The organism is Acidithiobacillus sp. AC3, assembly GCF_050261095.1.
Lineage (GTDB): Bacteria > Pseudomonadota > Gammaproteobacteria > Acidithiobacillales > Acidithiobacillaceae > Igneacidithiobacillus > Igneacidithiobacillus copahuensis.
Genome location: NZ_CP189838.1, coordinates 1,584,011 through 1,601,913 on the forward strand (window position 1 = coordinate 1,584,011; position 17,903 = coordinate 1,601,913).

Here is a 17,903-nt window from a genome sequence, read left to right on the forward strand (position 1 = left end):
CTCATGAGGCGCGCTCCTCTACCGTGGTCAACTCGTTGATCATTATGGCGCCGTTATCTGGCACGGGTCCATGGCAGCGGCGGCAATTGCGCCAAAACGATCGCGCGCTGCAGGTTGTTGACCATCGTGCCGACGCGATGCGCGGGCAAAATCGTCTTGAGCTTGGGGTAGCGGCTCACTCGCCGCAGTTCGTCGAGTTGTGCCGCCGATGTCACCAACTCGAAGCGCCCCGTGCGCCAGGCGCGATAGATCGCATCGGGTGGGCCGTCGGGCGAAGTCAGCGCGCCGAGCAACACGTTGGTGTCGAGGATGACACGCATCAGTGCTCACGCGCCCATTGCACCGCCTCGTCGATGAGCTCGGTCAGTTCGGTTTCGCTCATGCTGGCAGCAGCCGTCTTGGCCTGGTCGACGGCGCGCTCCAGCAGGTAGGCACGCACCGCTTCCTCAATGAAGCGCGAAAGGTCACCCTTGCGCCCACCGCCCTGCGCGGCGATGAACATGCGGACGGACTGATCTACCTCTGGCGACACAGCGATATTCCAGCGAACGGTGCTCATAGTGCCCTCCGATGTGGCAATTAGGTACTTAGGTGTTTATACACCTTTTTGCCATTTTCGCCAGGCTGCTGCAGAAAGCTTTGTCCCATTTCAATCCGCCCAACAGCTTGACAGATCAAGAAAATATTCGTAGCAGGCAAGACGTTTGGCGGTGCTCATAGAGATCCACCAAACACGCCTTCGTAGACATCGGCCACGGAGAATTCTGCGTTCACGCAATCCAGGGCGAAGCTGCCGTCCGTATATTCATCGGGTAGCCAGTCCTGGCGCCGGCGGTACACTTCGATGCGTGGCTCATCCTGCGAGACGATCAGATATTCCTGCAGGCTGCCGATGGTGATGTAGGAAAGCAGCTTTTCGCGGCGCTCGAGGCGCTCGGTGTTTGGGCTTAATACTTCGACGAGCAAACAGGGGCGGGTGCTAAAGTAGTCCTCGCGGTCTTCTGGATCGCAGCTGAGTACCAAGTCAGGATAATAGAACAGCGTTTTGCCGTGGATCTCCAACCGTACCTTCATGTCGTTGGCAAAGAGTTGGCAAGTCGTGTGCTGCAAAAGTGGCCGAACTTTGACGGCGAGATTCATGCAAATCAGGCCATGCCGCCGACTCGCGCCGGTCATGGCATGGACGACACCGTCGATGTACTCATGGCGAACCTGGCCGTCCTGTTCGCCGGCGAGGTAGTTCGCAACCGTAACAAAGGGATGCGGGGCGGGCTGGAAAGTCATAGTCTGCGCTCCTGTTGCGTGCTGGTGCCGTGCAGCATAGCGCGATTTTACTCCGAGCCGCACCCGGATGCAGGCGTCTGTATGCGTCCACCACCTTGGGTATTCAGCTGATGGTTGCCTGTGTTGATGATGGATCGTTGTTTTCACGACAAAGCCGCCTGGCTGGTGGGCGCGATCAATCCTCCAACGCAGATGGATTGATTTTGGGTGGCTCTGCCACCGGCGGCCGCTGCCAATCATATTCGCCTTTTTCCGCTGGCGGCATACTGGCATACTTTTGGAGGGCGCGATATTTGGCCAGCTCCCGGCGCAGCTCCTGCTCCGCCCGCAAAAAATCCACCTCACCCGGCTTGCTGCTGGCAACGGCGGCCTTTGCCGCCGCGAGCTTCCCCTGGATCGTGGCGGGGTTGAGGTCGGGAATACGGAGACTCAGATCGGCAAGGACCATCACCCCATTGGGCAGGATTTCTGCAAATCCCCCCTCCAGAAACAAGACCTCCACGCTGCCATCCAGCAGATGCATGCGCATCTCTCCCGCCTGCAAGAGGGTCAGCAGGGGGGCATGATGGGCGAGGATGCCCAGTTCTCCGAGTTCCCCCGGCAAGACCAGAAAAACACATTGTCCGGAATACACCAGCCCATGGACGTCGGCTACCTGTAGCGGAAAAGCATTTCTGGTATCGGTCATGATTGCCTTTTTTGCTGGAAAAGACGCAAACAGCCCATGCAGTGTAAACCATCAGGAAAAGTCTAGCCTCCTGGAGACCCCCTGCTCCCCCCTTGGCGGAATTGTGAACAAAAGTCTTTCCGGCTTTACTCCGCGTAGCGGATGCTTCAATCTTGCAGCCTGTGCAGGTTGCAAGAGACTTTGTGGGTGGTGCGGTGAGCGTCGGCAATCAGTTTTATTTTTTGGTGCCCGAGGGCAAGCCGCACTGGAGCGACAGTCTGTTGCCGTGGATGGTGCCCGCCGCGCTGCTGATCGGTGTCTTACTCTTTCTGCTGATTTATCAGCATCCGCCCAAACATCTCGCGCTGCAGGGCAAGCAAGAGCAGTATAAGACCTTTCAGATCATGCCCGAGCCGACCCGGTCGGCCGCCCCCAGTCGACCGGCCAGAGCGCAGCCTGCCGCGCCGGTACCGCACGTGCAACCGCGCCCCCGGCCCACGCCGCGGCCGCAGGTCCATCCGCTACCGCGACCCAGCTCCCAGCCCGCTCCGGTAGAGCAGCTGGCGCCGAGCCCACCTGCCGCTGCGCCGAGCACGGTGTCCCCGGGCAAGGCCGTCCCGCGCATCAGTCTGGGACGTCTGGAAGAGCAGATGGACAATGCCGCGCGCAGCGCGACCGCAGCCCCTGCCCTACCCCAGTTTCACAACCCGGAAACCCTCGCCGCCAAATTTTTCATTGCCGGCTGGATTCAGAAACTGGAGCGGATTGGCGACCTGAACTACCCTGGTCAGATGGTGGGTAACCTAAAGGTCAAAGTGGTACTCAACCCGGAGGGGGGCTTGCAGCGCATCATCATGGTCCATTCTTCCGGCAACCCCAAACTCGACGCCGCGGCCGAGCAGATCATCCGCCTGTCCTTCCCCTACACCGCGTTTTCGGAGCAGCTCAAAAAACAGACGCGGCGCATCGAGATCCCATTGAACATGCATTTTCTTGGCGTACGCCAGGTGAATGTCTGGTAACGAGGAGAGCCCGTGAAAAAACCCAAGCGATCCACCCTGCTGATGTTCCTGTTTTTAGTGCTCTGGGCTGCGGCGATGGTAGCCCTGGTGATCATCGGCTTCACCAATATCCAGCCCGCCGGTATCGGCAAGAGCGGGGCGGCCCCGCAAGCCAGTACGGCCTCCCCGTCCCACGGCGCGTCTTAGTGCTGTGCGCCACCTTCTTGCTGTTGCGCGGCGATCTCCGCCCGCACCTGCTCCATATCGAGGTCCTTGGCCTGCTCGATGACCTGATCGAGGGCGCTGGCCGGTAAGGAGCCCGCCTGTGAAAAAATACCGATCTGCTGCCGAAAAATCGTCAGAGTAGGAATGGAACGGATCTGAAAGGCACCCGCCAATTCCTGCTCTTCGTCGGTGTTCACCTTACCGAAGATGACATCTGGATATTTTTCGGCCGCGGCCTCAAAGATGGGCGCGAAGGCGCGACAGGGGGCACACCAAGGCGCCCAGAAGTCCACTAGCACCAGTTCGTTGCCGGCAATGATCTGTTCGAAGTTGTCCTGCGTCAGTTCTACCACGGCCATACGGCCTCCTTGTCTAGCGAATTTGGGTTGACCATAAGTCCTGCTCCCCGTAAGGTCAAGAAAAGTGGCGATACCCGAGGAAATATGAGCGAATATGCCGCGTCGATGCCCATTCTACGGGTGAGCGACCTCAACAGTGCCGTGCGGGAGATCATCGAGGGAAATTTTCCGCCGCTACGGGTAGAAGGCGAAATCTCCAACTTTGCCAGCCCCAGTTCTGGGCACTGGTATTTTTCGCTCAAGGATGCCCAGGCGCAGGTGCGTTGCGCCATGTTTCGCAACCGCAATGGGCTGCAATCCTGGCGTCCGCGCGATGGGCAGCAGGTGCAGGTCCTCGCCCAGCCCACCCTGTATGAGGGGCGCGGCGAATTTCAGCTCATCGTCGAACAGATGGAAGAGCTGGGCGCCGGCAATCTGGCCGCGGAATTTCAGCGCATCAAGGACAAGCTTGCCGCCGAGGGGCTCTTCGCCAGCGAACACAAGCGGTCGCTACCGCAACATCCGCGCCGGGTGGCAGTGATCAGCTCGGCAACGGGGGCCGCCTGGCATGATATCCGCGTCACCTTGGCCAAGCGCTGGCCTCTGCTGGAGCTGTTACTCTACCCGGTTCAGGTACAGGGGGAAGCGGCGGTGGCGCAGATCGTTGCGGCGCTGCAAAGCGCCAATCGGCGCGCGCAGGAAGACCTCATCATTCTGGCCCGCGGTGGTGGTAGCGCCGAAGATCTGTGGTGCTTCAATGACGAACGCATCGCCCGTGCCATCCATGCCAGCGTCCTGCCGGTGGTAACCGGTATCGGCCATGAAATCGACTTTACCATAGCCGACTTCGTGGCGGACTGGCGCGCCGCCACACCCACCGCTGCCGCCGAACAGATCAGTCCGGATCGGGAGGAATGGGCTCAGCGCATTCGCAACCAGCGCCAGCAGCTGATCCGTAGTATGGAACGCCACTTGCGCGACGCCATCCTCGCCCTCGATTATTTACGCGTCCGCCTGCGCAATCCTCTCACGGCATTGCAGCAGCAGGAGCGTGAGGTCGCGCAGCTGCAGAGCCGCCTAGGCCGGCAGATGCGATTGCATCTCGCACGTTCGGAGCAACACCAGACTGCACTGCGGGCCCGTCTGCTGCGTCTCGATCCCCGCCAGCGGATCAATCGCCACAGGGACCAGATCGGGCTTTTGCGCGCGCGTCTGCGCTTCACCATCCAGCGCCAGCTGGAACAGCAGGAACGGGAACTGGACCAGTGGCGCTTGCGACTGCTGGCCCTCAATCCGACGGCGGTTCTGGAACGTGGTTATGCCATTGTGCGCGATTGCCAGGGTACCGTTCTGCGCAGCAGCGTGGGAGTGGCAGTGGGTGCGCGCATCGAGGTACAGCTCTGGCGCGGGCACCTGCACAGCCAGGTCTTGGAGCGGGAAGAATAGCGTGGCCTCGACCCTGCAGCCTCATTCCGTACCACCGGGCTGGTTCCGGCGCTGGACTCGGGAGTCCTGGGCGCTGCAAAGGGAGGCTCCGGTCGCCTTCATTTTTCTTTCGGGCTTGCTGATGCTGCTCAATCTCAGTCACCAGCCCCTGATCCTGACCATTCCCTTTGCCGGTCTGGAAACCGCCCTCATCTTCGCCACGGCCATGACCGTGGAACTGGGAGGCTGGCAGATACCGGACTTGCTTCTTGCCTTTCGCGATCTGCCCTGGCTGCCCCTGCTCCGCCTGGGGCTGGTCCTCGCGCTGCTGGTCTTTGTCATTTTGCTGGTACTTTGGTCGCTGCACCATTACCTGCAGGGGATTTTGGCGCATGACCATATTTCTTCGGCGGCCACGCTGAAGACCTTACACTCGGGCGGCTGGGCAAGGCTGCCTCTGTGGCTGAAGAATCTCCTCAGCAACAGCCTGGGGAATGCGCAAACCCTGCTCGGCAATGTATTTTTGATGCTTTCAGTGGGTGCCGTCGTACTGGGGCTGGTACGGCAGGGCTATCTCGCCCTTCTCGCCGGCTTTCTGGCGGTATTGCGCAATGTACGGATCTGGCTGGTATTTCTGCTCGCCAGTCTGCTTCTGCAAGCAGGAATCAGCTATCTCGCCCATATTCTCCAGCAGGCCGCGGCGGCGGCCCTTGTCGCTGCCTTATCGGTCATGCTTCTGCTCTGGGTAGGACTCTTTGGCTGGTGTTTTGCCAAGGAAAGCTTTGGCTTGCCCAAACAGCGGCAGGCCCAGCGTCGGCGTGTTCCCAAGGCGCACGCCATCCCCAGCGTGCAGAACTAATTGCCACGCACGCAAGTTGCGTCAAGCGACTGGCCCCAGAATCCCCTGAAAAAAATCCGTCAGCTCATTTATGGCCTGCGGATTGGCGAATTGAAAGGCAAATCCGAGCAAGACAAACTCGGCAGCGCCGGCGATGCTCTTCTCCTCTGCGGGAGGATTGAGAGGGACCCGCCGCCGCAGCTCCGCCTGCCCTTTCCATTGCCGGGAGTCATTGCGACGCAGGACGATCTGGCCGCGATCACCCTCCTCACCAATACTGGTCTCTGGGGCTTGTTCACTCGATACATAAATACTCGCTAATAACCCGCCAAGGCCGATATCGACGACATCGCCGGAGACCAGTTCCTTCCCCTGCAGGTCATACCAGGTCGCGAGGACGGGACTGCTGACGGTATAGCGCAGATTCTTGCGCCCCTGACGGATCTGAATGCTGCTTGGGTAGGGGAAAAGCCAAACACCCGGTTCCTCTTCTTTGCCTTCCTGCAGGAGAAAATGGACTGAGCGTCGGGGCTCATAGTGGGCGACAAGAACCTTAGCATGCGCGCTACAGAAATTTTCGCAGGCAATAGTTACGCCCCGCGAAGAGAGTCGTACCACCCGACCAATCCCATGCATTCCTCGACGCAAGTCGCTGAGGGCAATCGCGCCACCACTCTCACGCAAATACAGCAGATATTCGACTATTGCATCATCGACCAGGACACCTCCCTGAGAATCAGGCTCACCTGTCATCGATCTTCTCCCTTGCGCTGGCTCCATCATGCGGATTTCTTCCTGACCACTGCCGATGATTTATCGGGACAGTATCACAGGAAACAAAATCGGAGAATCAGGTCGGCGCGCTTGGCCACTCGCGCGGGCTCAGGAGGAATGAGTCACGGCGACGCTGCGCAGCGCATCGTTTGCCGAGGAAGGCGCACTCACATTCATCACCGCCTGCTGATTTTTGATGATGCGATCGGCCGCCGTGTTGCTCAGCACCACGATGGTCACGCGACGATTGAGCGGGGAGTCGGGATTCTGACGGTCAAACAGCACCGCCGACCCCATCCCCATCACCCGCAGAATTTTGGCCTCCGCCAGACCATGCTGCACCATGACTTGTCGTACCGCGTTGGCTCGCCCTGCGGATAAATTGAAATTGCTGTACCCTCTGCCACCGTTGAGATACTGCAAGGCATCCGTATGCCCGGTGATGCTGACCCGGTTCGGTAGGGTGTTGAGGGTGGGCGCGATGGCCTCAAAAATCACTTGCGCATAGGGTTCTAGGTCAGTACTGCCATTGGGAAACATGGGCCTTTTGGCGCTATCCACCACCTGGATACGCAAGCCCTCGGGGGTGATATTGATCAGCAGTTGTTTGCGAAACGCGGCCAAGGCTGGATTCTCGCGGATCTGTGCCTCCAGTTCCTGTTGCAGGCGCGCCAGATTTTGCTGATCGATCTCCTGCGCCTCGGCCCCCGGCGGCTGCGGACTGGGTAACACCTGCTGTTTCTCACCACGCTGCACCTGGCCGACCGTCTTGTTCAGATTACTGCCGCCGCCATTCAGTATGGAATTGGACGACCCGGTCCCCGGCCCGCCCATGAGCGAGACACGCTCCGGGTTCTTGAACCAGTTCGCAATCCCCTGCAGGGTCGCCTTGGTAGTGGACCCCAGCAACCACATCAACAGGAAGAAGGCCATGAGGGCGGTGATAAAGTCCGCGTAGGCAATTTTCCACGCCCCACCGTGGCTGCCGCCCCCCTTTTTGATCCGCTTGATGACAATCGGCTGGTCTTTTTTTCCCTCTGCCATCGCTTACTTGCCCTTCATCTCACGCAGATGCGCATCGAGCTCCTGAAAACTGGGGCGCTCGGTGGAATACAGGACTTTCCGTCCAAACTCCACGGCAACCTGCGGCGGATAGGCATTCATCGTCGCCAGCAACGAGACCTTGATGGTCTCCAGCATTTTGCTGCTTTCCGCCGCGCGGTCTTCCATACGCGCCGCAATTGGCGACACCACGGCATAGCCCAGCAGAATGCCGAGAAAGGTGCCCACCAATGCGGCGGCGATCAGTTCGCCCAGCACCGCGGGCGGCTTATCCACCGAGCTCATCACATTGACCACCCCCATCACCGCTGCCACGATACCGAAGGCCGGCATGCCGTCCGCCACCCGGGTCAGGGCATGGATAGGGACCTCCAGTTCCCGATGGTGGGTATCGATCTCCACGTCCATGAGATTTTCCATCTCGAAGGCGCCAAGGGTGCCACCCACCATCAGCCGCAGATAGTCGGTAAGGAATTCCAGCACATGATGATCTGCCAAAATCATTGGATATTTCTTGAACAATTCGCTGTTCTGCGGGTCATCGACATCTGCCTCGATGGACATCAGCCCGCCTTGGCGAATGCGCCCGAAGATTTCGTTGAGGAGGCTCAGCAATTCCATGTAGGCAGCGCGAGTGTATTTGCTGCCTTTGAGTGCCATCGGCAACGTCTTGAGAACTGCCTTGAAACTTCTGGGAAAAGTGGAGGCAAAAAAGGCACCAAACGCGCCGCCAATGATCATCAGTGCCTCAAACGGCTGGATGAGCGCTGCGAGTTTGCCGCCTTCGGCCATGAATCCGCCAAAAATGGCCCCCAGCGCAATCACATAACCAATGATGAGAAACATGTCTTTTCCGCCTATTGAACCACAAAACTACTGAAGTACGCGGCCACGATGGGAGGATTCTTACTGCCTACCGGACCAGGCAACGCACCACCATCGGTTTCCAGAATCTGGTTGACACCGGCTTTGATCTTGTCCAGCAGTTGACTTCTTACCGCAGGGTCACTGACCTTATCCGCCTGTTGTGCGGCAAGCAGTTGTAATACCTGATTCCTGATCTCTGGCAGATAGGTCTGAATTTTTTTCTCCAGATCGGCGTCATAGGTCTTGAGCTCAACTTTTACCTGGATGTAATGTGTGCTCCCATCCGTACTTTGCAGATTGGTTACCAGCTCACCCAGCTCAATGAACTTGGTTTGCTGAGCACGCTGCTCCTGCAATTGCGCCTTGCTTGGCGCCGCAGTCGAGCGCAGCAGAAACCACCAGGCGCCGCCAGCGGCAATCAGCAGCAACAGGACGGCAATGACCGCCAGCAACATGATCTTTCCCTTGCCCGATTTTTCTTTTCCTGCCATCTTCCGTGTCGTTCCCTGTCGTAAAAAAATGCTCCAACCATTCCCTTCCGCTAACCCAGCGAAAGCGTCTCCGCGTCCTGCCCGCGCACTGCCATGCCCTCCCCCCACCATACCCGAGAGAGTGCCAGAAGAATTGCCGGGCACTGCTCCAACGCGGAGGTGTCCGCAAAAATACGGGTATGGGCAAAACGTAATAACAACAATCTACATAGTCGATCGGCAAGATTTTGCCGCTCTCTGGTCCAGTTTTCCGGTAATTGCAGTAGCTGATGCTGCACGATCCGCTCGGCATGGGCGAGTTGGGGCCAGGGCTCCAGGGCTACCGCACAACCAGCACGCGTGCGCACCCGTCGCAAACTCTGCTCAACACCAAAGATGAAGAGCGGTAGGGCATCATGATTTCCGCTGCCGACTTCGCCGGCACCCCCATACCTCTCACCTGCTTGCAAATGGTTCAGCACGCCTCACCTCGCGGAAGTCAGCTATTGAGGTGAATAGCGACACACCTGGAGAATTTCTTGAATTCCTCCGTGACAGAAGTGGTACGACTTGTGCTTGTGGACCCATACCAACGGTGAAGGGAAATCTCATGGAAAAGCGCTCTTGGCAAAAACCGAAGTCCCTGCAGCTACGCGATGAGGGTCAGGACATTGTCCTTGCCGCATTGGATCGGCTCATCAACGCCTGGAATGCCTATTGGTCTGAGTGGCTCGACCAGGCCGACACGCGGGAGGCGGAGCAGAAGCTCTTGCGCGCTTTGCATGATCCAGAGCCAATCCTCCGGGAGGAAGATCGGAGAACCTGGTCCTCGCTCGAACAGGCATGCCATGCTCTGCTACATGAGCTGCGCGCCGATACATCGTCAAAAAACCGACTATACATCTGCGACCGGGCACTCCTGCAAAGGGTGACTCGCTTTCAAAACGACTGCTGGAACGCATTACTGCAAGGTCAGAGAGCGCAAAGTGAAGCGGATGCGCTGACTGGCCTGCCCAACCGTCGTCGACTGGCGCAGGATCTCCTGCGCCAACAGTCGATGGTGCAGCGGGGTGGAGCCGCCTGCGTCGCGATCGTCGATCTCGACCATTTCAAGGCCTTCAACGACCAGTATGGTCACCTCGCCGGGGACCAGGCCTTGCGAATATTGGCCGATTTTCTGCGCAGCTCCCTGCGCCCGTACGACGGCGTGTACCGCTTTGGCGGCGAGGAATTCATCCTGATTCTACCCGGGATGACAGAATCCTGCGCGCTGCGGACGGCCAATCGACTCTGCGAACGCCTGCTTGCAAGTCGCCAATATTTTGACGACGGAAGCTCCTTTGGATTGAGCATTTCTGTCGGCATTGCCGCCCTGACGGCAGACAGCCCCCACGAAACTGTCCTTGCTGCTGCCGACGCAGCACTCTACGAGGCCAAAGCAGAGGGGCGTGGCAGGGCAAGATTAGGCTTTGCAAGGGCTTCCGAAAAGCAGCAACCCGCCGTATCATCCCGCTGATTCTCTCTGCTGCGCGGCTGGTAACTCATGACCGAACTCGATCCGAAAGAGGTTGGCCTTTCCGTCCTGAAGACCCTGCTGCAAGAAAATCTGTCCGCCGATCCCGAAAACTATCGACTCGTTTACCACAAATTATTTGGCGCTGAAGAAGGGTTCACGCCCAAGAGTGCATTACCGGCTGATTGGCGGGAAACCCTTGGCAATTTTCTTCAGGAGTGGGACCGTAGCCAGGCTGGGCTCGCTCATATACAGAAGCTCCAGCAGCGCCACACGCTTCTGGCAAAAGCGCGGGACAGCGCAGAAATCTTCGCAGCCATGGCGAAACTCGTCGCGCGCTGGCGAGCCCTGCCGACGCGCGGTAGCGCCTGCGACGAGGAAAGCGGTGACAGCTCCGTCACCATGCCACAGATCTGGTTTCGTGGACTGCGTTCCGGCTTTGCCATTCCGTTGGAAAATGATGACCAAGGGCAGGCCATCATCGAGGCCGTCGACAGGCTGGTAGGCGATACAGCCACGCCTGCCGAAGATCTTGTCCAATTGCTGCGAAACCTCTGGCATCTTCTGGAAGAGAAGGAGAGAGAAAAAGAACAAATTCAGGATATCTATCGCCGCGCTTTGCGCTTGCTATTTTCCTCCAGCGCCGAATCGTTTACCAAAACTCCCTGGTTTGGCGAACAACTCAGAAGCCTCGGCAAGGAATTCGACGCGCCCCCCGAAAGCGCTCGCCGCGCCCAGGAACTGCTTTCCGGCTTGAGCGAACTGCTCTACCGGCAGGAACAGCGCCGGGAACTCGTCAACGACGTGGATAAGACCCTGGAAGAGCTGTTGCAACTCGTTTTTCAGTATATCGAAAACCTGAGTGAAGGAAGCACTGAAACCTATACGGAATTTGTGCGCCTGAGCTCGGAGATAGAGCAGAGTGAAGATCCGACGCAAATTCGCCAGCTGGTGGGCCACCTAGTCGAGCGCAGCCGCGGTTTACAGGACATGCTGCGCGAATCCCATACTGCGCTGCGCGAGGCGCGTGTACAGTTGGAGACTGCCCGCAGCCGAGTGCAGGACATGGAGGAAGAGATCTCCCAACTCAATCTCCTGGTGCATGAAGACCCCCTGACCCACCTGCTCAATCGTCGCGGACTGCATCTGGCCTTCGAGCGGGAATCAGCGCGATTGGCACGGCAGAATGGCATCCTGAGCATTGCCCTGCTGGACCTCGATTATTTCAAAAAAATCAACGATCACTATGGTCACGAAACCGGCGACGAAGTTCTGCGCCATTTTTCCCGACTCCTGCGCCAGAGCCTGCGTGCTGAAGATGCCATTGCGCGCTATGGCGGGGAGGAATTTGTCATTCTCATGCCCGGAGCCGATCCCGATACCGCCATACAGATTTTGCAGCGCCTGCAAACTTCCCTGCACGCGCAGCCGCTACTGACCGGCAAACAGCAGGGAATCATAGTAAGTTTCAGCGCCGGGGTAGTGGGGTGGAGCCCCGCCACCAGCTTGGAGACGGCCCTTGCTGACGCCGATCAGGCCCTGTATCGGGCAAAACGGGATGGACGCCAGCGGATTTATCGCAGCCAAGGCCAGCCAGCGCCCAGTTCTGTACAGTCGGATCGAACAACATCTACTTGACGCCACCCTCCACGCGACCTAAAAATAATAGGATAGGCGCATCCGAGGAACAAAAATGAACAAGAAGGCAGAGAATTCCATCCAATACAAGGAAGAGCTGCGGCTGCTGCAAATCGAACTCGTGAAGCTGCAACGGCATATCATCCAGCGCGGCGACAAAATCCTGATCATTCTCGAAGGGCGCGACGGTGCGGGCAAGGACGGCAGCATAAAGCGCATCATCGAGCACCTGAGTCCGCGGGAAACCCGCGTCGTCGCCTTACCCAAGCCGTCGGACCGCGAGCAGACGGAATGGTATTTTCAACGCTACATCGCACACCTGCCGGCGGCAGCGGAATTCGTGCTTTTCAATCGCAGTTGGTACAACCGCGCTGGCGTCGAACGGGTCATGGGGTTCTGTACGGAAAAGCAGCTGGAAGAATTTTTTCAGGAAGTTGGGGAACTGGAGGGTATGCTGATGCGCTCCGGCATCCACCTGCGCAAGTTCTATCTGGATATCACCCGCAAAGAACAGAAGGCCCGCCTGGCAGCCCGGGAAGATGATCCACTGAAACAATGGAAAACCAGCCCCATCGATCAACAGGCGGTCAAACATTGGAAGGACTATTCCAAGGCGCGCAACGAGATGTTTGCGCGCAGCCACGGCACCCTCTGCCCCTGGACCATCGTCCGCGCCGACGATAAGAAAGTGGCGCGCCTACAGATCATAAAGGAAATCCTGTTGCGTCTGGATTACGACGGCAAGGATGTGGATCTGGTCAGCCCGGATCGCAATGTCATTTTTGACTACGACCCGAGCTATCTGGAAAACGGCGGCATCGCCCCATAGTCTGGGGCACAACACTGCCGTGGTCGGCGTCAAGCGCGCCGACGACGGCGCCCCGCTCCTTCCTCGCCCTCAGCCAGCACACGCTCGAACTCGATCTTGCGCTCGTCCAGATTCACCTGCACCAGGCGCACGCGCAGCTCCTCCCCCAGCTGAAAGACTTCTCCGCTGCGTTCGCCGACGATGCGATAATGTTTGGCATCGAAATGGTAGTAGTCGGCACCCAGGGTACTGATGTGTACCAGCCCCTCCACGTAGGCCTCGCGCAACGCAACAAAGAGACCAAAGCCCGTGACGCCAGTGATGATAGCGGAATATTCATTGCCAACCTTATCGAGCATGAATTCGCATTTGAGCCATTGCACGGCCTCGCGGGAGGCCTCGTCGGCACGACGCTCGGTCATCGAGCAGTGCTGCCCCAGCTCTTTCAGCTCCGCCAGCGCAGGGGTTCGGACCGGGCGTCCAGCCGCTGCGGCATCCAGCATTTCCTGAATGCCGCGATGGATCAGCAGGTCGGGATAGCGGCGAATGGGCGAGGTAAAGTGCGTATAGGCGGGATAGGCCAGACCAAAATGCAGGCTGGTATCCACGGTATAGAACGCCTGCGACAGACTGCGCAGGATGATGGTCTGGATCAGGGTGGCGTCGGCGCGCTCGCGGGTGGCCTCGATGATCTGCGCCAGATCGGCACTGCGTGGACGTGCCGGCAGGCGTACCGGGACGCCCAACTCGCCCAGAAAGCGGCGCAGATCTTCGATCTTGTCGGCATTCGGTTCTGGATGTACCCGATACAGCATGGGAAATTGATGAATGCGGAAATACTGCGCCGCACAGACGTTGGCGGCGAGCATACACTCTTCAATCATGCGATGCGCGACGTTACGCTGTAACGGCACGATGGCCTCGATCCGCCCCTGCTCATTGTAGAGAATCCGGCTCTCCTGACTGTCGAACTCGATGGTGCCACGCTCTTCCCGTGCCTTTGCCAACGCCGAATAGAGCGCGTGCAAGGTCTGCAGATGGGGAAGCAAGGCGGCATCTGCGCCTTCGGCTGGCATCGCGCCGGCCAGGAGCTGCGCCACTTCATCGTAGGTAAAGCGCCGCTGAGAGCGCATCACCGCACGCGCAAAGCGAAAACGCTGCACCTCTCCATTGTCGGCGATTTCCATCTCACAGAGCATGCACAGGCGATCTACCTGCGGGTTTAGGGAACACAGGCCATTGGAGAGCACCTCGGGGAGCATGGGAATGACGCGGCGCGGGAAATAGACCGAATTGCCCCGCCGTCGCGCCTCCTGGTCGAGAGCCGACCCCGGTTGTACATAACTCGCCACATCGGCAATGGCCACAAAGAGGCGGAATCCGCTCTCCTCCATCCGCTCCGCGTACACGGCGTCGTCAAAATCTTTGGCGTCTGCCCCATCGATCGTCACCAGCGGCAGGTCGCGCACGTCGTAGCGCCCCTGCTTCTTTTCTTCCGGGACCTCCGGCGCAATGGTGGCGGCCTCCTGCTCGACTGCCACTGGCCACTGGAACGGTAGACCGTAGCTGCGCACGGCGATCTCGACCTCCATTCCCGGGGCCATATGTTCGCCAAGGATCTCAACGATGCGTCCCTCGGGGAGATTGCGCCCGTCGGGATAGGTTTCAATCTGCAGCACAACAATCTGGCCATGCACCGGCGCCAGCTCTCCGGCGCCGGTTACCACGAATTCCTGGCTGAGCCGACGGTCTTCCGGCAACACGTAACGGCTTTCTCCCTCCGCATGGTAGCGTCCCACCACCTGGGTCAGGGCATGTTCGAGTACGCGCACGACGGCACCCTCGAGGCGCCCGCGCCGATCCTCACCAATCACCCGACCGAGAATAAGATCACCATGAAACACCTTGCGCATCTCCCGGGGGGAGAGAAACAGGTCCTTGCCGCCATCGTCGCGCGAGAGAAAACCGAAGCCATCGGGGTGGGCGATCACGGACCCGCGGATCAGCTCCATCGCTTCCGCGAGCCCATAGGTCCCACGCCGGTTGCGCAGTACCTGGCCATCACGCTCCATGGCGCGCAGGCGCCGCCGTAGCGCTTCCTGATCCTCCTCTGCAACCTCCAGGTCTTCGATGAGATCTTCCAATCGGGCGGGATGCCCCAATCCCTCCAGATAACTCAGAATAAACTCGCGACTGACGATGGGGCGCTCATATTTTTCTTTTTCCCGCTCGTACATGGGATCCCGATCTGGCAGGGACAGGCTGGGCGACTCTTGCTCCGGCATTGACAAAAACTCCTTGTTGGTAGATGATGCGCGCTATTGCCGAGGTGGCGGAATTGGTAGACGCGCTAGGTTCAGGTCCTAGTGAGCGAAAGCTTGTGCTGGTTCGAATCCAGTCCTCGGTACCACTCTCCTAGAATTTTTTTGGTCATTTCATTCAATGTTTGCAAGCTGACTTGCCTTACTATCCCTGAAGGCGAGCCTTTTGTCCATGCGTCTGCAGGTTGCAGTCCGGGCAATCACCTACAAAGAAACCATCGATGAATCCAGAAATTTTAGTACTTTTTACGGTAGGAACCAGCGCCTCGGGCAAATCAACCTGGGCACAGGATCTTGGCAAGCGCTTTCCCCATCTGCAAATCACAATCCTCGAACGCGACCAACTGCGCCGCGAACAATACGGCAAGAGTCATGACACGGCATTCTCCTGGACGGACTGGGATGTTGGGCAAGAAAGCGAAATTCAGAAGCAATGGGTGGAGCGGCTACATGATCTGTTGAGCGCAGATGTGCTGGTTCTGGCCGATACCCACATTGATCCCGAGCAGTTGACGCGTGAGGCAAGCCTTCTGTGCGAGATGGGAGTGCGCGAAATGGCATTGCAATATTTTCCCGCTCAGCCTTTGGTCGAACTGATTCGCAAAGACCAGAGCCGCTCTTATCCGGTGGGGGCTGCAGTGTTGCGCGAGCAGATCCAGCGGCTTCAGCCCCAAGATACCTACTGGCAAGCGTTGGAGGCGGCAGAAACCAGCTGTGCTAAGCTGAAGGCATAAATCATCGCCAGCGGAGCCCAGTATGAACCTCAGACCACCAGACCTCTCCACGATTATCGAGGCAGAACAAAAACGCCTGGGAAAATTTGCCCGCCCAGTCGCCGTCCTTCTCATCGTGGTGGGCATCATTGGCCTCATTAGCCCGGTATTTCTCTCCACCCTTACCGTTGGAATTGTCGCCGCCATCTTGATTCTGGGCGGAGTTTTCTGGTCCGTGCACCTCTACGGCGATAGTCAACGGCATTTCTCCGACTGGCTACGGCCCCTGCTCCTACTCATCACCGGTCTCATCATCGTCTGGGAACCAGCCGCCGGGATTGCCAGCCTCGGTCTGCTGTTCATTCTCTATTTTCTGTTGGATGCCTACCGGAATTTTACCGCGCATCAACGCTCCGGGGGGCTAGGCCGCCCTTGGTTCATCTTCAGTGGCATCGTCGATGTCTTGATCGCCCTGTTGTTTCTCCTCACCTGGCCCCGAGGCTCGCTGGTTTTGGTGGGCATTTTTGTGGGCATCAACCTGATCTTCGATGGCATTGCCTTGCTGCTGCTCAGTCGGCTCCTGAAAGGAAACGGCGGATAAACACGGTGCTCCTATCTGGAGCGAGCGGAATGATCCTGCTCCAAGCGATACACCCACGCCAATAATTCGGCCACCGCTTGGTATAATTTTGGTGGAATTTGCTGATCCAGATCCAGTTGCATCAATAAGCTGACCAATTCCTGCGAGTGGTGCACATAGACCCCTGCGGATTCTGCGGCGGCGATGATCTGCTCGGCAATCAGTCCTTGCCCCTTGGCCACCAGGGTCGGCGCCGCATCACCGGTCTGATAGCGGAGCGCCGCGGCAGCTTTTTTGCGCTTTGGGTCGATCGTTTCAGCCATTTTCCGCTTCGAGGCGGATATTTGCCTGCAATCCCAGCAGTTCCAGCGCCGAGCGCAATTCTTCGAGTTTGGCGTGTAGACTCTTCAGAATCTGTGATGACACCTGCATCCGTAAGCTCAGATTGTCACCACGCAGGCGTATGCGTGCGTCGAGGTGCCCCAAGGAGGGAAGATCCATTTCCACTCGGCTCTCCCAAGAGCTCCGCTCTTCCACGGCAAGCGCTTTGCCATCCTGGGCATCCTCGTCGCGACGGCGTACCGTCCAAATAGCGTTTTGCCCCGGCCACACCGACACGTTCCAGAGCAATTGCTGCTGCATCAGCACCTGCCCCTGCTGCTGCAGCACGGTATGCAGCGCCGCTGGCACGGTAAAGGCAGAAGAACCCTGGGCCGCCACTTGCGCGTAGACCCCCAGCGCCTGTTGCGCCTGCGCCAAACGAAACGGGGCAGGACTGAGCGAGGACAAGGCTTCCGCCCCACCGTTCGCCATATCGCTATGGAGCAATGGGCTCAATTTTCCCTGCGGCTCCTGGAGCAAGCGTTGCGAAGGATAATTTCCCTGCGCCCAGGCCTGCAGATGACTTTCATAAAACATCCCGCTGCTTTCCACGCCGCTCTGCAGAGAAGCGGCGAGAGACGAAGCCAGGATTTGTCCGCCAGAATTGACGCCAACCAAGGCGAGGGTTGCTGGGGCGGATGCCGACGCCGCCGCGAACAGCGTTCGGAGAAGAGGCGATAGACTGGTTGCCGCGGAGGAAGATGCGCCCTGGGGCTGCAGCAGGAGAAACTTGGCTTCCTCCTGTCCACCCAGGTACACCAGGGAGAGCTCCCGCAGTGCCGTTGGCCAGCGTTGCGGGAGCTGCATCAGAAAATCCTGGCCACGAATGCGAACCAGACTCAACTCACCAGATTGACCAATGATTTGCCCGGTCAACAGGGTACCGGCTGCAGTATGCGCCGAGAAGCCTCGATCCCCGCTACCGCCGTCCGGCAGGGCGCGGCCCTGCACGGGACGCAGGGCATTCAGAACTCGGGGCAGATCAGCGGACATTGACA

The 17,903-nt window shown here is 58.7% G+C and carries 22 protein-coding genes and 1 tRNA gene; 10 read left to right on the forward strand and 13 right to left on the reverse strand.

Annotated elements, in window-relative coordinates; translation table 11 throughout:
* Positions 1–53: 53 nt before the first annotated feature.
* From ACQAYK_RS08000 to atpC, 4 genes are all read right to left on the reverse strand, one after another.
* A complete protein-coding gene (locus tag ACQAYK_RS08000; protein WP_483167436.1) occupies positions 54–320 on the reverse strand; it encodes a putative toxin-antitoxin system toxin component, PIN family in 267 nt (88 codons plus the stop codon).
* Positions 320–559: a ribbon-helix-helix domain-containing protein gene (locus ACQAYK_RS08005; protein WP_483167437.1), complete on the reverse strand. Its 240-nt coding sequence runs from the start codon at positions 557–559 to the stop codon at positions 320–322. The genes ACQAYK_RS08000 and ACQAYK_RS08005 overlap by 1 nt, the downstream gene beginning before the upstream one ends.
* A 155-nt stretch (positions 560–714) precedes the next feature.
* On the reverse strand, positions 715–1,284 hold the full coding sequence (locus ACQAYK_RS08010; protein ID WP_483167438.1) for a Uma2 family endonuclease: 570 nt from the start codon (positions 1,282–1,284) through the stop codon (positions 715–717).
* 175 nt (positions 1,285–1,459) lie between these two features.
* Complete coding sequence (gene atpC, locus ACQAYK_RS08015) at positions 1,460–1,972, reverse strand: ATP synthase F1 subunit epsilon (RefSeq protein ID WP_483167439.1); 513 nt, start codon at positions 1,970–1,972, stop codon at positions 1,460–1,462.
* Between the two features lie 161 nt (positions 1,973–2,133).
* Here atpC and ACQAYK_RS08020 point away from each other — a divergent pair, with 161 nt between their 5' ends.
* Together ACQAYK_RS08020 and ACQAYK_RS08025 are read left to right on the forward strand one after the other, a co-directional pair.
* Positions 2,134–2,973: an energy transducer TonB gene (locus ACQAYK_RS08020; protein WP_483168026.1), complete on the forward strand. Its 840-nt coding sequence runs from the start codon at positions 2,134–2,136 to the stop codon at positions 2,971–2,973.
* 12 nt (positions 2,974–2,985) lie between these two features.
* Positions 2,986–3,159, forward strand: a complete 174-nt coding sequence (locus ACQAYK_RS08025) for a hypothetical protein (protein WP_483167440.1) — start codon at positions 2,986–2,988, stop codon at positions 3,157–3,159.
* Here the strand turns inward: ACQAYK_RS08025 and trxA are convergent.
* Positions 3,156–3,536 (reverse strand): thioredoxin, encoded by a 381-nt coding sequence (gene trxA, locus ACQAYK_RS08030; RefSeq protein ID WP_483167441.1) that lies wholly within the window; start codon positions 3,534–3,536, stop codon positions 3,156–3,158. The genes ACQAYK_RS08025 and trxA overlap by 4 nt on opposite strands.
* Positions 3,537–3,620: 84 nt before the next feature.
* Here trxA and xseA point away from each other — a divergent pair, with 84 nt between their 5' ends.
* Both xseA and ACQAYK_RS08040 read left to right on the forward strand, forming a co-directional pair.
* Complete coding sequence (xseA, locus tag ACQAYK_RS08035; protein WP_483167442.1) at positions 3,621–4,961, forward strand: exodeoxyribonuclease VII large subunit; 1,341 nt, start codon at positions 3,621–3,623, stop codon at positions 4,959–4,961.
* Between the two features lies 1 nt (position 4,962).
* A complete protein-coding gene (locus ACQAYK_RS08040; protein WP_483167443.1) occupies positions 4,963–5,799 on the forward strand; it encodes a hypothetical protein in 837 nt (278 codons plus the stop codon).
* Between the two features lie 21 nt (positions 5,800–5,820).
* Here the strand turns inward: ACQAYK_RS08040 and ACQAYK_RS08045 are convergent, their stop codons facing one another.
* From ACQAYK_RS08045 to ACQAYK_RS08065, 5 genes are all read right to left on the reverse strand, one after another.
* On the reverse strand, positions 5,821–6,531 hold the full coding sequence (locus ACQAYK_RS08045; protein WP_483167444.1) for a PilZ domain-containing protein: 711 nt from the start codon (positions 6,529–6,531) through the stop codon (positions 5,821–5,823).
* A 129-nt stretch (positions 6,532–6,660) separates the two neighbouring features.
* The gene (gene motB, locus ACQAYK_RS08050; RefSeq protein WP_483167445.1) at positions 6,661–7,596 is read right to left on the reverse strand and encodes a flagellar motor protein MotB; all 936 of its coding nucleotides are present in this window, start codon (positions 7,594–7,596) and stop codon (positions 6,661–6,663) included.
* A gap of 3 nt (positions 7,597–7,599) precedes the next feature.
* On the reverse strand, positions 7,600–8,460 hold the full coding sequence (gene motA, locus ACQAYK_RS08055) for a flagellar motor stator protein MotA (protein WP_483167446.1): 861 nt from the start codon (positions 8,458–8,460) through the stop codon (positions 7,600–7,602).
* A gap of 11 nt (positions 8,461–8,471) precedes the next feature.
* Positions 8,472–8,972, reverse strand: coding sequence for a flagellar basal body-associated FliL family protein (locus ACQAYK_RS08060; protein WP_483167447.1), 501 nt, complete (start codon positions 8,970–8,972; stop codon positions 8,472–8,474).
* Between the two features lie 50 nt (positions 8,973–9,022).
* Positions 9,023–9,433: a hypothetical protein gene (locus ACQAYK_RS08065; protein ID WP_483167448.1), complete on the reverse strand. Its 411-nt coding sequence runs from the start codon at positions 9,431–9,433 to the stop codon at positions 9,023–9,025.
* Between the two features lie 128 nt (positions 9,434–9,561).
* On the opposite strand from ACQAYK_RS08065, the gene ACQAYK_RS08070 reads away from it, so the two are divergent.
* From ACQAYK_RS08070 to ppk2, 3 genes are read left to right on the forward strand one after another with little or no spacing between them, the layout of a single operon-like run.
* Positions 9,562–10,467, forward strand: coding sequence for a GGDEF domain-containing protein (locus tag ACQAYK_RS08070; protein ID WP_483167449.1), 906 nt, complete (start codon positions 9,562–9,564; stop codon positions 10,465–10,467).
* A 27-nt stretch (positions 10,468–10,494) separates the two neighbouring features.
* Complete coding sequence (locus tag ACQAYK_RS08075; protein ID WP_483167450.1) at positions 10,495–12,102, forward strand: GGDEF domain-containing protein; 1,608 nt, start codon at positions 10,495–10,497, stop codon at positions 12,100–12,102.
* A gap of 55 nt (positions 12,103–12,157) precedes the next feature.
* On the forward strand, positions 12,158–12,931 hold the full coding sequence (gene ppk2, locus ACQAYK_RS08080; RefSeq protein ID WP_483167451.1) for a polyphosphate kinase 2: 774 nt from the start codon (positions 12,158–12,160) through the stop codon (positions 12,929–12,931).
* Positions 12,932–12,960: 29 nt separating this feature from the next.
* Here the strand turns inward: ppk2 and rnr are convergent, their stop codons facing one another.
* Positions 12,961–15,195, reverse strand: coding sequence for a ribonuclease R (rnr, locus tag ACQAYK_RS08085; RefSeq protein ID WP_483167452.1), 2,235 nt, complete (start codon positions 15,193–15,195; stop codon positions 12,961–12,963).
* Between the two features lie 38 nt (positions 15,196–15,233).
* Between rnr and ACQAYK_RS08090 the strand changes: the two genes are divergently transcribed.
* The 3 genes from ACQAYK_RS08090 (at position 15,234) to ACQAYK_RS08100 (ending at position 16,545) form a co-directional block, all read left to right on the forward strand.
* Positions 15,234–15,320, forward strand: a tRNA-Leu gene (locus ACQAYK_RS08090).
* A 132-nt stretch (positions 15,321–15,452) separates the two neighbouring features.
* Positions 15,453–15,965, forward strand: a complete 513-nt coding sequence (locus tag ACQAYK_RS08095) for an AAA family ATPase (protein WP_483167453.1) — start codon at positions 15,453–15,455, stop codon at positions 15,963–15,965.
* 22 nt (positions 15,966–15,987) lie between these two features.
* Complete coding sequence (locus tag ACQAYK_RS08100) at positions 15,988–16,545, forward strand: HdeD family acid-resistance protein (RefSeq protein ID WP_483167454.1); 558 nt, start codon at positions 15,988–15,990, stop codon at positions 16,543–16,545.
* Between the two features lie 11 nt (positions 16,546–16,556).
* Here ACQAYK_RS08100 and ACQAYK_RS08105 read toward each other — a convergent pair whose 3' ends face one another.
* Positions 16,557–16,847: an EscU/YscU/HrcU family type III secretion system export apparatus switch protein gene (locus ACQAYK_RS08105; RefSeq protein WP_483167455.1), complete on the reverse strand. Its 291-nt coding sequence runs from the start codon at positions 16,845–16,847 to the stop codon at positions 16,557–16,559.
* Positions 16,840–17,898: a flagellar hook-length control protein FliK gene (gene fliK / locus ACQAYK_RS08110; RefSeq protein ID WP_483167456.1), complete on the reverse strand. Its 1,059-nt coding sequence runs from the start codon at positions 17,896–17,898 to the stop codon at positions 16,840–16,842. Before fliK ends, ACQAYK_RS08105 begins: the two co-directional genes overlap by 8 nt.
* Positions 17,899–17,903: the final 5 nt, after the last annotated feature.

What these genes read in the sequence shown, in the direction of transcription:
- ACQAYK_RS08075 (WP_483167450.1), top strand. Translation starts at nt 10,495, where the DNA reads ATGACCGAACTCGATCCGAAAGAGGTTGGCCTTTCCGTCCTGAAGACC.
- ACQAYK_RS08100 (WP_483167454.1), top strand. Translation starts at nt 15,988, where the DNA reads ATGAACCTCAGACCACCAGACCTCTCCACGATTATCGAGGCAGAACAA.
- ACQAYK_RS08095 (WP_483167453.1), top strand. Translation starts at nt 15,453, where the DNA reads ATGAATCCAGAAATTTTAGTACTTTTTACGGTAGGAACCAGCGCCTCG.
- ACQAYK_RS08010 (WP_483167438.1), bottom strand. Translation starts at nt 1,284, where the DNA reads ATGACTTTCCAGCCCGCCCCGCATCCCTTTGTTACGGTTGCGAACTAC.
- motB (WP_483167445.1), bottom strand. Translation starts at nt 7,596, where the DNA reads ATGGCAGAGGGAAAAAAAGACCAGCCGATTGTCATCAAGCGGATCAAA.
- atpC (WP_483167439.1), bottom strand. Translation starts at nt 1,972, where the DNA reads ATGACCGATACCAGAAATGCTTTTCCGCTACAGGTAGCCGACGTCCAT.
- rnr (WP_483167452.1), bottom strand. Translation starts at nt 15,195, where the DNA reads ATGCCGGAGCAAGAGTCGCCCAGCCTGTCCCTGCCAGATCGGGATCCC.
- ACQAYK_RS08000 (WP_483167436.1), bottom strand. Translation starts at nt 320, where the DNA reads ATGCGTGTCATCCTCGACACCAACGTGTTGCTCGGCGCGCTGACTTCG.
- ppk2 (WP_483167451.1), top strand. Translation starts at nt 12,158, where the DNA reads ATGAACAAGAAGGCAGAGAATTCCATCCAATACAAGGAAGAGCTGCGG.
- trxA (WP_483167441.1), bottom strand. Translation starts at nt 3,536, where the DNA reads ATGGCCGTGGTAGAACTGACGCAGGACAACTTCGAACAGATCATTGCC.
- motA (WP_483167446.1), bottom strand. Translation starts at nt 8,460, where the DNA reads ATGTTTCTCATCATTGGTTATGTGATTGCGCTGGGGGCCATTTTTGGC.
- ACQAYK_RS08005 (WP_483167437.1), bottom strand. Translation starts at nt 559, where the DNA reads ATGAGCACCGTTCGCTGGAATATCGCTGTGTCGCCAGAGGTAGATCAG.
- xseA (WP_483167442.1), top strand. Translation starts at nt 3,621, where the DNA reads ATGAGCGAATATGCCGCGTCGATGCCCATTCTACGGGTGAGCGACCTC.
- ACQAYK_RS08045 (WP_483167444.1), bottom strand. Translation starts at nt 6,531, where the DNA reads ATGACAGGTGAGCCTGATTCTCAGGGAGGTGTCCTGGTCGATGATGCA.
- fliK (WP_483167456.1), bottom strand. Translation starts at nt 17,898, where the DNA reads ATGTCCGCTGATCTGCCCCGAGTTCTGAATGCCCTGCGTCCCGTGCAG.
- ACQAYK_RS08060 (WP_483167447.1), bottom strand. Translation starts at nt 8,972, where the DNA reads ATGGCAGGAAAAGAAAAATCGGGCAAGGGAAAGATCATGTTGCTGGCG.
- ACQAYK_RS08070 (WP_483167449.1), top strand. Translation starts at nt 9,562, where the DNA reads ATGGAAAAGCGCTCTTGGCAAAAACCGAAGTCCCTGCAGCTACGCGAT.
- ACQAYK_RS08105 (WP_483167455.1), bottom strand. Translation starts at nt 16,847, where the DNA reads ATGGCTGAAACGATCGACCCAAAGCGCAAAAAAGCTGCCGCGGCGCTC.